This is a genomic window from Aeromonas sp. R2-1 (assembly GCF_040908425.1).
GTDB lineage: Bacteria > Pseudomonadota > Gammaproteobacteria > Enterobacterales > Aeromonadaceae > Aeromonas > Aeromonas caviae.
On sequence record NZ_JBFODR010000053.1, the window covers coordinates 166,702 to 180,295 of the forward strand.

Sequence of the window (13,594 nt, forward strand, 5' to 3'; positions counted from 1 at the left end):
GGATTTTTCTTTCACCATGGCTGCCGCACGCCCTTGACGGCGTGCGGCAAGACGTAAACTCGGATTTTTTCTTGCACCCGCTCACACCAGGCAAACGGACAGAAGAAAAAATGCGTGGGTTGAAAAATCGGAAATACGGTCTCCGGGCAGGTTGTCCTTGCAGAGACGATAAAAGGGCACCGCAAGCAGTGCCCTTTGGCTCGGAATTACGCTTCGATCGGCGCACGCCAGTCATCCGCACCAGAGGTGCCGGCAACGGTGTGCTCCCAGTCGATCTTGCGGTAGGCCATGGAGACCTGGATCAGCTGGGTGAAGTCGGACTTCGCCGGATCCTGGCAGTGGGGCATCTGGCAGTCGATGTCAACGATGGTGGCATCGGTCAGCACAGTGCTGAAGAAGTGCTCCTGCTTGCCCTCAACGGAGGTGCGATACCACTTCAGGGTCACTTTCGGCAGCATCTCGCCGGAGGCCAGGGAGTTGTACATCAGCGGCACGGCCTTGTTCAGGGCAACGGTGAACTTGAACGGCTTGTGGACACGCTGACCCGCCGGCTGACCGGATTGCGGATCGGTCGGTACGGTGACGACGTGCTGGAACTCTTGTACCAGCATCTCGTCTTCATGGCCCTGCACGAAGATGTTGCCGACGGAATCGGAGGTGAAAGCACCGGCAGTGATGTTGCCCTGGGTTTGACCTTCGATGCTGATATAACATGGAGTTGGCATGGAATTGCTCCTGATGGTTGAACGGTTATGACACTCGTCCGAATCCGTTAGCAGTGACCATGCCAATACATTTTTTTGTTTTAAAACAAATAGTTGAATAGAAAACCGATTCGCGCATCCACACCATGACGCAACAAGTTGCGCAATCAATGCATTTACCCATTAAACCTTGCACATGCAGCATAAATGACTGGTATGAATGCAACATATTGCGCGTGGCGGAGTTTATCTCTGCCTCCAAGCTGCTTCTCCAAACCAGACCAGCGGATTCTCCGCTTCGCCTGCGAGCCACCCCCATCACAGGCATGATCAGATTGTCGGCAACTAAAACAAAAGGGCCTGTCTCGCGACGGCCCTTTTGTTTTAGTTGGCTGTATGGGCGGGATGATTCACCGCTGCGTGGCTCACCCCTTCGGGACGGCCTGCAGCCGTTCATCCCGGCAAGCTGCTCTGCTTGAACCCGACGAGGATTCTCACCCTCCCTCTTCGAGATGAGCTGATGACACTTCCCCAAAGCAAAAAACCGACCATGAGGTCGGTTTTAACATCTGAGGATGGGTCGGGATTGACTCGCGCCATCCCTGGCGCTCGCCCTGCGGGCTATCCTGCCCGCCTGTCGAACCAGGGCCCGAACCGAGCCGCCCATCACCGGATAAAACAAAAGGCCCCGTCTTTCGACGGGGCCTTTTGTTTTATCCGGTGAGGGAGGGATGATTCGCCACTGCGTGGCTCACCCCTTCGGGGCGGCCTGCGGCCGTTCATCGTAGCAAGCTGCTCTGCTCGAACCCGGCGAGGGTTCTCACCCCCCTCTTCGAGATGAGCTGATGACGCTTCCCCAAAGCAAAAAACCGACCATGAGGTCGGTTTTTTGCAATTTGGCGGTGAGGGAGGGATTCGAACCCTCGATACGTTGCCGTATACACACTTTCCAGGCGTGCTCCTTCAGCCACTCGGACACCTCACCAAATTTTTACTTCTTTGAAGTGGCTTTCGGAGCACGTAAACATGCATCTTTCCGACTTCGTCGGTGGGCAGCCACTCGGACAACGCACCCAATTTTGGTCTGTGCTTTTACGTGTTCAGCCAACACGAATTCGCTGCGCCGTTGCGCTGGAACGGGGCGTAATGTAAGGGATAGGCGCGAGGCGGTCAATGCAATTTTTTATCTTTTGCCACTGTTTGCTCAATAAGCGAACCAAGTGACTAAAAATATGCCATTTCCTATCCCTTTACATCAATTTTCAACCGCTTCGTGCAAATGTTCTCCTCGAATCGCCTCTTCCAGCGAGCCGTAGAACTCCAGCTCTCCCGCCACCGGACGCACCTTGGCCCGCGCCAGGGTCTTGAGGGGCTGGAATTGCAATTCAGCCACCTTGAGACGGACCCCCGCCTTGGCCATGCGTTTTGCGAACTGCTGGAAGGCGGTGAGACCGCCAGCATCCAGGATGGAGACCGCCTCCATTTGCAGGATCAACTCCTTGTGGTCCTTCACCTGGGCAAGCAACTCGTCAAAGACCCGCTCGGCGGCGGCAAAGAACAGTGGCCCGTTGATCTTGTAGACAAGGGTCGAGGGGGACACCTCGCTGGCATAGCGCTTGTGATCCGCCAGGTTGTGCAGCCTGGTCATCTTGGCTATCTCGCGCATGAACAGCAAAGAGGCCAGGATCACCCCGAAGGTGATGGCGATGACCATGTCGAAGATGACGGTCAGCGACAGGCAGACCAGCAGCACCAGTACATCGGATTTGGGCGCCCGGCGCACCAGATCCACCACCTTGTGGGCCTCGCTCATGTTCCAGGCCACCAGCAGCAGCAGGGCAGCCATGGCGGAGAGCGGCAGCCAGGAGAGCCAGGGGGCCAGCACCAGAATGGCGGCCAGCACCACCAGCGCATGGACTATGCCGGAGATGGGCGAGGTGGCACCGGCCCGCACGTTGGCGGCGGAACGGGCGATGGCGGCCGTCGCCGTGATGCCGCCGAAGAAGGGGGCGAGGATGTTGCCAAGCCCCTGCCCCACCAGCTCGCCGTTGGAGCTGTGCTTGCGCCCCGTCATGCCGTCCAGCACCACGGCGCAGAGCAGGGATTCGATGGCCCCCAGCATGGCCATGGAAAAGGCGGCGGGCAGCAGCCGCTCGATGGCCGCCAGATCCCAGACCACGGGGGCGCCGTCCGGCCCGGGCAGGGCCCAGGGCATCACCAGGGTCGGGGCGATGGGGGGAATGCCCATGCCCTGACTGCCGTCGGCCAAGGTATAGCTGAACTTGCTGCCGATTGTGGCGACGTCCACCCCGAACTGGTGCAGACCAAACCCGAGCCCCACCCCCACCAGCACGGCCGGCAGGTGACCCGGCACCGGCAGCCGCAATCTGGGCCAGAGCAGCAGCACCGCCAGGGTCGCCACCCCCACCAGGGTATCACCCCACTGCCAGCTCGGCAGGGCATGGACCAGCGCCTGCACCTTGCCGACATAGGTCTCCGGCATCTCGGGCACCTGCAGGCCAAAGAAGTCCTTGATCTGCAAGGTGGCGATCACGATGGCGATGCCGCCGGTAAAGCCAAGCGTTACCGAGGGCGGAATGTACTCGATGAGGCGACCGAGGCGTGCCATCCCCATGGCCACCAGGAAGCAGCCGGAGATGAGGGTCGCCATCAAGAGACCCCCCACCCCGAATTGCTGGGCCACCGGATAGAGGATCACCACGAAGGCGGCGGTCGGGCCCGAGATGGAGAAGCGGGATCCCCCCGCCACGGCGATGACGATGCCGGCGATGATGGCGGTGTAAAGGCCGTGCTGGGGCGGCACCCCACTGGCGATGGCCAGCGCCATGGCGAGCGGAATGGCGATGATGCCGACCGTGATGCCAGCGATGAGGTCGCGGCCAAAGCGCGCCACGCTGTAGGGTTCGTCGATGCAGGATTGGCGCAATGCGATGGCCAGCTTCACGCCTTGTAAGGAAGCTTGATTGTGCATGTCTAGGGTAATACCAGAAGAGGGAGACAAAGGCCGGGGTGAACCGGCACCCGATCATCATCAAGGGCCGGCAGAGCTGTCGACGCGGCGATGGTATCGAAGGCAACCATACCCGACCCGGCCAGATAATTCGATGGGCAGGATCAAGAAATGGCCATGAGCGCGCAATATTGTCGGTGACACCCCGAATATCAACGCCGTTTCCCGCCACGGCAGGTTTCCCCGGGCACGGTACTCAGCGGATGAACGACATCACGCTTCCTCTTGGCAGTATGCGGGAACCAGGGTACAAGGCAGGCACAACCCGGCCAAAGGCGCGATCTCAAGCTCCTGATTGTGCTGAAAATAGTCCGCGTTGACCAAGTTTTGGGCAAACGGGCCAAAAAGCCATTTTTTACGCCGACAGGCGGGTTGACACCCGGGAGATGGGCCATTAATATCCGCCCCGTCTCGACGAGACAGGCCATTCCTCCTTAGTTCAGTCGGTAGAACGGCGGACTGTTAATCCGTATGTCACTGGTTCAAGTCCAGTAGGAGGAGCCAATTCCCTCGTAGTTCAGTCGGTAGAACGGCGGACTGTTAATCCGTATGTCACAGGTTCAAGTCCTGTCGAGGGAGCCATATTCCATGCCTCAAAGGCCCGATCGCAAGATCGGGCCTTTTTGTTTTGCCTGTCTCTGGCGCCGGATGCCGCCACATTGGCGCCTTTTGCATGTCAATGCGCTCGCCCTGTCCCCTATACTGACCCTCATTCCGATAGCACTGACTTCACCTCCCACGGCAAAGGCGCACGCATGGCACACAAATCTCACTTTTCCCTGGACGTCGGATGGCAGCTGTTGCTCAAAGACCTTGGCCTGCAATCCAGGCATGTCTTGCGCAGGGCCCTGCTGCCGGAAGACACGTTGTCGCGTGAAAATCACGGGTTGACCACGGATGAGTACTTCCATTTCTGGCGGGCGCTGGAGCAGGAAGCCAATGACGTCCTGTTTCCCTTGCGACTCATCGAGACGGTTTCAAGCGAAGTCTTCAGCCCCCCCTTGTTTGCCGCCCTGTGCAGCCCGGATCTGATGCGGGCGGTTCAGCGGCTGGCCAAGTACAAGGCGCTCATCGCCCCCATGAGCCTCGAGATCACGGTGGGCTCCGGGGGGGAGATGACGCTCTCCCCCCGCTGGCAAGGAGGGCACACCGAGGTGCCGCTCTCCCTGCAGGTGGTGGAACTTGCTTTCTTTGTCCGGCTGGCCCAGATCGCCACACGTGAAGCGATCCATGCCGTGCGAGTGACACTGCCGGCGCTCCCTGGCGGAAAGTCACTGCAGCGCTACGAGCGCTTTTTCGGCACTGCCATCACGCCAGGAGCTCCTGCCAGCATTACGTTTTCTGCCGTGGACGTGCTGCGCCCCTTTCTCACGAGCAACGAAGGAATGTGGCGAGCCTTCGAGCCCGAGCTGCGTCGTCAGCTGTGCGAAATGGACCCTGCCGCCACCACGGCGGAGCGGGTGCATGCCGTCCTGCTCGAACTCTTGCCAAGCAACTCGGCCACCATTGAGGTGGCCGCAAGCCGCCTGGGCATGAGCAAAAGAACCCTGCAACGCCGGCTGGAAGAGGAGGGGGGAAACTTTCGAGCCCTGGTCAGCGAGACGCGGAGAAGGCTCGCCTGCCACTACCTTGAGCACACCACGCTGTCTGGAGGGGAGATAGCCTTTCTGCTGGGTTTCGAAGATCCCAACTCCTTCTACCGCGCATTCCAGGATTGGACCGGGCGGACGCTGGAAAGCACTCGCCAGTCATATCGATTCAACTGAGGTCAACCCCATGCCCACCCATCCCAATCCCCGTCGTGTACTGCTCGCCGGGGCCACAGGGCTCGTCGGAGGCGAACTGCTTGACGCCCTGCTGCGTGACGAGACCGTCTGCGAGGTGCATGCCTTGAGTCGACGCGCCTTGGCTGTCACCCACCCCAAACTCCAGACCCATCTCGTGGAGATGGACAACCTGCCCGATCTGCCCCGGATAGATGAAGCCTATCTGGCACTGGGGACCACCATCGCCGTCGCTGGCAGCCGGGAGGCATTTCGCGCCGTCGACTTCACGGCCAATCTGGCCGTCGCCAGGGCCGCGGTCAAGGCCGGTGCTCGCCGCATTGGGTTGGTCAGTGCCGCCGCCGCAGACCCGGGCTCTCGCCTCTTCTATCAGCGCGTGAAGGGGGAGCTCGAAGACGCCCTCAAGGCGCTGGATCTGACCACACTGGTCATCGCCCGCCCCTCCTTGCTGCTGGATAAACGCACGCACCTGATGCAACCGTTCCGGCTGGGAGAGTGGATGGCCATTCCCCTTGCCAGACTGCTGGCGCCCATACTGCCGGACACCTATCAACCCGTCTTCGCCCGGCAAGTCGCCCTTACGCTGCTACGCAAGGTGCCAACCGCGCAGGGCGTGGTGTCCCTGCCCTCCCACCTCATCGCCACGTTGACACCTTGAGGATGCAAGCCCTGTTGTTGGCCATGAAAGGCATGCTGCTGTGGGCAGGCCTGCTGTCTGGCGTCACGTTGTCAGCCGCCTGCGTGCAGATGCCCGAGCGCCCCCGGACCTTCACTGGCACCTTGCTGGTCGATGGCTCCCTGGGGAAGACGCCGGTCACGCCCAGTCACCTCACCGCTCAGCCACCCCGCGTGGCTGTGGTGCTGGGAGGCGGTGGTCTGCGTGGCTATGCCCACATTGGCGTGCTGCAAGCCCTTGATGATGCAGGTATTCACCCTGACCTGATCGTGGGAACCTCCGTCGGCGCCATCATCGGGGCCGCGTACGCCTCTGGTTCGTCAGCAGACCGGCTTTGGGAGCAGGCCAGTGATTTTGCCGTCTTCTCCCTGGCCGATCCGACGCTGGACGGCCCCGGATTCATCGAGGGGAAGGCTCTCTCGGACTGGGTCAATACCCTGGTGAGACAGTTGCCGATCGAAGACTTCCCTGTGCCATTTGCCGCGGTGGCAACGGATATCAACCTCGCCCTGCCCTATGTCATCACGGGCGGCAACACGGGAGAAGCCGTACGCGCCTCTGCGGCCATCCCCGGCATCTTTCTTCCGGTGAGCGCTGCGGGGCAGCAGCTCATCGACGGGGGCGTCACCTCCCTGGTTCCGGTGTTTGCCGCTCGCGCCCTGGGAGCCGACGTCGTCATCGCCGTGGATGTCTATTGCCATGGGCCGCGATCTTTTCCCCGCACCGCCACGGCCATGTGGCTCAACGTCGCCCGGTTGCAGAGTTGCCTGCTCGCCGCCCCGGAAACCGCCTCCGCCGACGTGCTGATTGCCCCCGCAGTCACCCCCGCCGGCATGAACAGTCGCCAGGACAGGGAGACCCTCAGACGCCTGGGGTATGACGCCGCCATCGCACTCCTGCCGTCAATGCGAGACAGGCTGGCGCAAAAGCAGTCAGCCTCGCTCAATGGCACGCCCCCTGGCCGCACTGACGCCGCCACGCGCCTCACCGCAGCAGCCATGGGCCCCTCACCGCCGTGAGCGCCCGCCCCACAGACTGACGCGAATCAGAAGGGATGGCGCAGTTCGATGGCGTCATGGCGCCGTTTGCCAGAACCATGGCATCACGAGTCGGATAAGGTATCGACACCGCAGGCAAGCCGCTTCTGGACACGCATGCGATTCATTTTGCTCGAGGATCTTCCATATGAACTCAAACGTTGTGCTCGTCACCGGCGCCTCCTCCGGTATCGGAGCGGCCACCGCCATGAAATTGAAGGCACTCGGGTTCACCGTGTATGCCGCGGCGCGGCGCATCGAACGCATGCAATCCCTGACCGACGCGGGGATCCGCGTCATCGCCATGGATGTGACCCAGGATGCGTCTATGCAGGCAGGAGTGGAGAGGATCATCGCCGAAGCCGGCCAGATCGACGTACTGGTCAACAATGCCGGGTATGGCTCCTACGGCTCGGTTGAAGACGTCTCCCTCGAGGAGGGCCGTGCCCAGTTCGACGTCAATGTGTTTGGCGCCGTCCGCCTCATCCAGCTGGTGCTGCCCCATATGCGTGCCCGGCAGACTGGCACCATAGTCAACATCACCTCCATGGGCGGCAAGATCCATACTCCGCTGGGCGCCTGGTACCACGGAACCAAGTTCGCGCTGGAAGCCATCAGCGATTGCCTTCGCATGGAGGTGGAACCCTTCGGCATCAAGGTGGTGGTGGTAGAGCCGGGTGGCATCAAGACCGAGTGGGCCGACATTGCCGCGCAGAAACTGCGCGAGGTCTCCGGCGACGGGCCATATGGCCACCAGGCCCTCCCCATGGCGGAGTCCATGATCGGACGCGCCAGCCGCGAGCGCCAGTCCCCGCCGGAACTTATCGCGGATACCATCGCCAAGGCGGTTCAGGCCCGCCGCCCCAAGACCCGCTATGCCGTTGGTTTTGGGGCCAGACCGATGATCTTCCTGCGCCGTTTGTTGCCGGATCGCGCATTCGATCGCTTCATGCGCCTTGCCACAGGGATCCCGCACCAACGCGGCTGACCCAGTCCACCGACACCTCACCCAGGATAGGCTTGCGCCTGAAAGCCCGGCCATCGGCCGGGTTCTTTCTTACCCCCTGCCCCACCTCGGGGCAAGGGCGCTCGCCTTCCACCCCCGCATCCCGCTGCGCCCGTCCCTTGCCCTCATGGCCTGTTGCCACAAGATGGCGCAGGCTTACCCTCTATGGGGTACCACTCTGGTGCGCCCTGCCTTGACCCTTGATGACATATAAGTCATCCATATGATTTTTCAATAAAAAATTACTGACACTGGCCTCGATAGCGACTCAATTGGCTGGCACAGCCCTTGCACTTTGTGATGTACGCAGGGACGTCACAAGGAGTTGCCTATGCTGCCCATCAAGCCCCCCGGACCCGGTTGTTACGACGAGATGCTGCTCACCGACAACCAGTTTCGCGATCATTACCACGCCTACCTCTCGTGGCTGCACCAGACCGACGAGAAGAGCATAGAGCGCAAGCGTGAAGAGGCCGACCTGCTGTTTCGCCGGGTCGGCATCACCTTCAACGTCTACGGAGACGGGGACGGCGCCGAGCGCCTCATCCCGTTCGACAGCATTCCCCGCATCATTCCCGCCCGGGAGTGGCAACATCTGGACAAGGGGATCCGCCAGCGCGTCACCGCCCTCAATGCCTTTCTGCACGACATCTATCACGATCAGCGCATCCTGAAGGCGGGGGTGATCCCGGCTGCCCAGATCCTCACCAATGCCCAGTACCAGCCCTGCATGCAGGGGGTCGACCTGCACCGGGACACCTATGTCCACATCACCGGGGTCGACATCATCCGCAACCACGACGGTGAGTACTATGTGCTGGAGGACAACCTGCGCACCCCCTCCGGGGTCTCCTACATGCTGGAGAACCGCAAGATGATGATGCGCCTCTTCCCGGAGCTGTTTCACAACCAGCCCATCGCCCCGGTGGAGCGCTACCCGGCCCTGTTGCTGCAGACCCTGCGCGAGAGCAGCCCGGTGGACAACCCCTGCGTGGTGGTGATGACCCCGGGACGCTTCAACAGCGCCTACTTCGAGCACAGCTTCCTCGCCCAGCAGATGGGGGTGGAGCTGGTGGAGAGCGCGGATCTGGTGGTCAAGGATGGCCAGGTGCTGATGCGCACCACCACGGGGCTGAAAAGGGTGGATGTCATCTATCGCCGCATCGACGACGACTTCCTCGATCCCCTCGCCTTCAACCCGGACTCCCTCATCGGCGTGCCCGGGCTGCTCTCGGTCTACCGCGCCGGCGGCGTGGTACTGGCCAATGCCATCGGCACCGGGGTGGCGGATGACAAGTCCATCTACCCCTATGTGCCGGAGATGATCCGCTTCTATCTGGGGGAAGATCCCATTCTCAACAACGTGCCCACCTGGCAGTGCCGCGAGCCGGCTGCCCTCTCCCACGTGCTGGCCAATCTGGAGGAGCTGGTGGTCAAGGAGGTCCATGGCGCCGGCGGCTACGGCATGCTTATCGGCCCCTGCGCCAGTCGCGAGGAGCTGGCCCGTTTTCGCGAGCTGCTCAAGGCGCGGCCGGACAACTACATCGCCCAGCCGACCCTCTCCCTCTCCACCTGCCCGACCTTCGTCGACGCCGGCATCGCCCCTCGCCACATCGATCTGCGCCCCTTCGTTCTCACGGGGCAGGAGCTGCGCCTGGTACCGGGCGGCCTGACCCGGGTCGCCCTCACCGAAGGCTCCCTGGTGGTCAACTCCTCCCAGGGTGGTGGCACCAAGGACACCTGGGTCATGGAGGGCAGCCCATGCTGAGCCGCACCGCAAGCGAACTTTACTGGATGTCCCGCCACCTGGAGCGGGCGGAGAACACGGCGCGCATGCTGGACGTCACCCAGACCATGTCGCTGATGCCCTCCATCGACGCCGATCACAGCGAGCTGGTGGCGCCTCTCACCATCAGCGGCACTCACGAGCCCTTCCTGGCCCGCTACGGCCAGGTGAACATGGAGAACCTGCTGCAATTTTTCTGCTTCGACGAGGAGAACCCGAGCAGCATCTTCAGTTGTCTGCGCATGGCCAGGGACAACGCCCACGCCGTGCGGGGCAAGATCCCCGGTGAGGTGTGGGAGAGCATCAACGCCGCCTGGATAGAGATCCGCCGACGCCGCCAGGCGGGTCTCTCCAGCGGTCAGGCCCAGGAGTTCTTCGACTGGATCAAGGAACGCTCCCACCAGTTTCGCGGCGCCACCTATGGCACCATCATGCGCGGTGACGTGCTCTGGTTCCTGCGCCTTGGTACCTTCATCGAGCGGGCCGACAACACGGCACGCATCCTGACCGTGAAGTATCAGGTGATCCGGGAGGACGAGGACAGCGTGCGCGAGTTCTACCGCTGGAACGCCCTGTTGCGGTCAGTGGGCGCTTACGAGGCCCACCAGACCCTCTACAAGACACTCTCCCATGCCTCCATCGCCGAGCTGCTGATCCTGCGCAATGAAGTGCCGCGCTCCCTGCGGGCCTGCCTCGACGAAATGGAGCTGATCCTGGCCCAGATCGAGGGCAACGCCGGTCAGACGCCCCGGCGCCTGACCACCATACTCAACGCCCATCTGACCTATGGCGCCATCGACGATGTCTTTGCTCTCGGCATGCAGGAGTACCTGAGTGATTTCCTCAGCGACATCGGCGCCATCGGCCAGAGCATCCACGCCGCCTACCTGGAGGTATTATGAGACTCATCATCGATCACCAGACCCGCTACCACTATGCCGACGTGGTGCGCCGCAGCACCCAGTACCTGCGCCTGACCCCCCACAGCACGGCCCGCCAGCAGATCCTCTCCTGGGAGCTGGAGCTGCCGGGGGAGGCCACCTGCACCACGGACGGTTACGGCAACATACTGCACGTGCTGAGCCTGGAGTCCCCCCACGAAGGGATCCTGATCCGCGCCCACGGGGAGGTGGAGATCTGCGACGACGCCCCGGAAGATGAGGAGTCCTCCCTCATCTCTCCCCTGAGCTACCTGAGGCCCACCCCCCTCACCCGCCCGACCCCGGCCCTGCAGGATCTCGCGAAGGCCTGCCTGCCAGAGGCGCCGACCCTGGCCGACTTGCAGAGCCTGATGGCACGCATCCTGGTGCTGATGCCCTATCAGCCCGGCAGCACGGATGCCACCTTCAGCGCAGACGAGGCCCTTGCTTCGGGCAGCGGCGTCTGTCAGGACCACACCCATGTCTTCCTGACCTGCTGCCGCCACGCCGGCCTGCCGGCCCGGTACGTGAGCGGTTACCTCTACAGCCAGGACAACAGCCACGTGGCGATGCACGCCTGGGCCGAGGTGTGGATCGAGGAGCGCTGGCACACGTTCGACGTCACCAACCTTACCAGCTCCACCAGCGAGCACCTCAAGCTCGCGGTCGGCATGGATTATCTGGATGCCTGTCCGGTGCGCGGCGTGCGCTATGGCGGCGGGTGCGAACAGTTGCAGAGCCAGGCGCAGGTGACCCGCCTGGATGGACAGCAGCAATGAAGACCGGGAGAGTCCTGGCGGGAGTGCGGTCATGACCTATTGCGTCGCCATGTGCCTGCAAGACGGCATGGTGTTTGCGTCCGACTCGCGCACCAATGCGGGGGTGGATCACATCGCCACCTTCCGCAAATTGCACCTCTTCACCCGGGAGGACAGGGTGATAGTGCTGCAAAGCGCGGGCAATCTGGCCACCACCCAGAGCGTCATCAGCCTGCTGACGGAGGGGCAGGAGCTCCTTGCCCTCCCCAGCCTCTACGAGGCTGCCGCCCTCATCGGCCAGACCATACGCACCGTCATCAGCCGGGATGGGGGTCAGCAGCAGGGCCATATCAACTTCGGCTGCAACATCCTGCTGGGGGGGCAGATCCGGGGGGAGCGCCACCGCCTGTTCCACATCTACCCGGAGGGCAACTTCATCGAGGCGAGCGCCGACACCCCCTACTTCCAGATTGGTGAGAGCAAGTACGGCAAACCCATCATCGATCGCATCATCCACCATGAGACGCCGCTTCAGACCGCATTGCAGTGCGCCCTCATCTCCATCGACTCGACCCTGCGCAGCAATCTGTCGGTGGGCTTGCCCCTGGATGCCCTGGTCTATCACGAGGGCAGCTTCTCGGCGACGAACCAGCACCGCATCACCGAACAGAACCCCCATTTCGTGGCGCTGCGAAAGGCCTGGGGCGAGGGGTTGCAGCAGTTGTTCCAGGGCCTGCCCACTTTCCCCCTCTAGGCTGGGCGGGAGGCGCCAAGGCGCTTTCCCGCTCCTTTCTTTCCGGATATTCTGGCTGCCTTCCTTTTCGATGGAGTTTCCCATGCGCCGCTTCAACGTCATGCTCAACGGCAGCCGGTTGATGATGTTCCCCTTCTATGTCTGCATCCTTATCTGTGTCGCCCTCCTGATGGTGAAGTTCGCCATGCAGCTCTATGTGCTGTGCCGCGACATCATCGACATCCACTATCTGGATCTCATCACGGGGGTACTCACCCTGGTGGACTTCGTGCTGGTGGCCCAGATGCTGATCCTGGTGGCCATCTGCGGCTACGTGCAGTTCATCAAGACCCCGGAGCAGCGAGCGGCCCTCGGCGACAACTGGCTCAGCAAGATCAACTTCGCGTCCCTCAAGCTCATCGTCATCAACTCCCTGGTGACCATCGCCGGCATCGAGGTGCTCAAAGCCTTCCTCGACGACGGCACCGGCAACGAGATCGAGATGAAGTGGTCGGTCATCGTCTTCCTCGCCTTCTCCACCGCGGCACTTATCTATGCGGTGACCGAGCGACTGGCGGAGCACAAATAGGGCCCGGCGCCATTCAGGGTCTATTCATCAAGAGCCGAATTGATAACTCTTTTCATTACCCTTACTGCATTGTAAACTTGCTCGCCCCGGGCTGAACCGCCCGGGAGCTGGAGCACCCATGACGAGTCTTTCCCTCTCACCACGACACTGCTGGCAGTGGCTGGCCTATCACCATCAGGCCGCCGAGGGCTCCCTCTATCTGATGTTCTTCTCCGGCCTGCTGCTGTGGGAACCGCTGACCCCGCTCTGGTCGCTGGCACGCTGGAACCTGTTTTTGCACGTCGCCCTCTCGCTCACCCTGTTTCCCCTGCTGTTCGGCGCGTTCTGGCTCTCCCATCGCAGCCTGCTGCGCAAAAGCCGCAAGCCATTCTTGCGCACCACCGGCCGCATCATCGAAGCCTTGCTGTTTATCTGTCTGGCCAGCGGACTGCTGCTGGTGCTGCACGGCACCCCGGGCGATGACATGGGCAACCTTGCCAGCTGGGCCCACTGGCTGAGCGCGCTCGCGTTGACTCCCCTGGTGCTGCGCCACGCCTGGCGCTGGACCGTCTTGAAATGGCGCACCTGATC

The 13,594-nt window shown here is 62.1% G+C and carries 12 protein-coding genes, 3 tRNA genes and 2 other RNA genes; 12 read left to right on the forward strand and 5 right to left on the reverse strand.

The genetic code is table 11. The features are described from left to right. Positions 1 to 206: 206 nt before the first annotated feature. The 5 genes from hcp1 to dauA form a co-directional block, all read right to left on the reverse strand. The gene (gene hcp1 / locus AB5Y80_RS19175) at positions 207 to 725 is read right to left on the reverse strand and encodes a type VI secretion system effector Hcp1 (protein ID WP_042015720.1); all 519 of its coding nucleotides are present in this window, start codon (positions 723 to 725) and stop codon (positions 207 to 209) included. 368 nt (positions 726 to 1,093) lie between these two features. Continuing rightward, positions 1,094 to 1,222, reverse strand: a non-coding RNA gene (locus AB5Y80_RS19180) — RtT sRNA. Between the two features lie 197 nt (positions 1,223 to 1,419). Continuing rightward, a non-coding RNA gene (locus AB5Y80_RS19185) (RtT sRNA) lies at positions 1,420 to 1,549 on the reverse strand. A 52-nt stretch (positions 1,550 to 1,601) separates the two neighbouring features. Further along, positions 1,602 to 1,689: transfer RNA gene (locus tag AB5Y80_RS19190), tRNA-Ser, on the reverse strand. Positions 1,690 to 1,959: 270 nt separating this feature from the next. Further along, positions 1,960 to 3,696 (reverse strand): C4-dicarboxylic acid transporter DauA, encoded by a 1,737-nt coding sequence (gene dauA / locus AB5Y80_RS19195; protein WP_368173387.1) that lies wholly within the window; start codon positions 3,694 to 3,696, stop codon positions 1,960 to 1,962. 467 nt (positions 3,697 to 4,163) lie between these two features. Between dauA and AB5Y80_RS19200 the strand changes: the two genes are divergently transcribed. From AB5Y80_RS19200 to AB5Y80_RS19255, 12 genes are all read left to right on the forward strand, one after another. Further along, positions 4,164 to 4,239, forward strand: a tRNA-Asn gene (locus AB5Y80_RS19200). Between the two features lie 2 nt (positions 4,240 to 4,241). Then, positions 4,242 to 4,317 (forward strand) — tRNA-Asn (locus AB5Y80_RS19205). Positions 4,318 to 4,490: 173 nt separating this feature from the next. Continuing rightward, positions 4,491 to 5,501 (forward strand): AraC family transcriptional regulator ligand-binding domain-containing protein, encoded by a 1,011-nt coding sequence (locus AB5Y80_RS19210; RefSeq protein ID WP_323941517.1) that lies wholly within the window; start codon positions 4,491 to 4,493, stop codon positions 5,499 to 5,501. 10 nt (positions 5,502 to 5,511) lie between these two features. Then, entirely contained in the window at positions 5,512 to 6,177 is a 666-nt protein-coding gene (locus tag AB5Y80_RS19215; protein ID WP_323941519.1) for an NAD(P)H-binding protein, read from the forward strand. A gap of 23 nt (positions 6,178 to 6,200) precedes the next feature. Further along, positions 6,201 to 7,214, forward strand: coding sequence for a patatin-like phospholipase family protein (locus AB5Y80_RS19220; RefSeq protein ID WP_323941653.1), 1,014 nt, complete (start codon positions 6,201 to 6,203; stop codon positions 7,212 to 7,214). A 166-nt stretch (positions 7,215 to 7,380) separates the two neighbouring features. Beyond that, entirely contained in the window at positions 7,381 to 8,220 is an 840-nt protein-coding gene (locus AB5Y80_RS19225) for an oxidoreductase (protein ID WP_043761256.1), read from the forward strand. Between the two features lie 349 nt (positions 8,221 to 8,569). After that, complete coding sequence (locus AB5Y80_RS19230; RefSeq protein ID WP_010674397.1) at positions 8,570 to 10,006, forward strand: circularly permuted type 2 ATP-grasp protein; 1,437 nt, start codon at positions 8,570 to 8,572, stop codon at positions 10,004 to 10,006. Beyond that, positions 10,000 to 10,926 carry an alpha-E domain-containing protein gene (locus AB5Y80_RS19235; protein ID WP_010674396.1) on the forward strand — a complete coding sequence of 309 codons (927 nt, stop codon included), beginning with the start codon at positions 10,000 to 10,002 and terminating at the stop codon, positions 10,924 to 10,926. The genes AB5Y80_RS19230 and AB5Y80_RS19235 overlap by 7 nt, the downstream gene beginning before the upstream one ends. Continuing rightward, entirely contained in the window at positions 10,923 to 11,723 is an 801-nt protein-coding gene (locus AB5Y80_RS19240; protein WP_103259930.1) for a transglutaminase family protein, read from the forward strand. Before AB5Y80_RS19235 ends, AB5Y80_RS19240 begins: the two co-directional genes overlap by 4 nt. Then, positions 11,707 to 12,456: a peptidase gene (locus tag AB5Y80_RS19245; RefSeq protein WP_223916588.1), complete on the forward strand. Its 750-nt coding sequence runs from the start codon at positions 11,707 to 11,709 to the stop codon at positions 12,454 to 12,456. Before AB5Y80_RS19240 ends, AB5Y80_RS19245 begins: the two co-directional genes overlap by 17 nt. A gap of 82 nt (positions 12,457 to 12,538) precedes the next feature. Continuing rightward, a complete protein-coding gene (locus tag AB5Y80_RS19250; RefSeq protein ID WP_010674393.1) occupies positions 12,539 to 13,024 on the forward strand; it encodes a YqhA family protein in 486 nt (161 codons plus the stop codon). A 118-nt stretch (positions 13,025 to 13,142) separates the two neighbouring features. After that, positions 13,143 to 13,592, forward strand: coding sequence for a hypothetical protein (locus AB5Y80_RS19255; RefSeq protein ID WP_323933263.1), 450 nt, complete (start codon positions 13,143 to 13,145; stop codon positions 13,590 to 13,592). Positions 13,593 to 13,594: the final 2 nt, after the last annotated feature.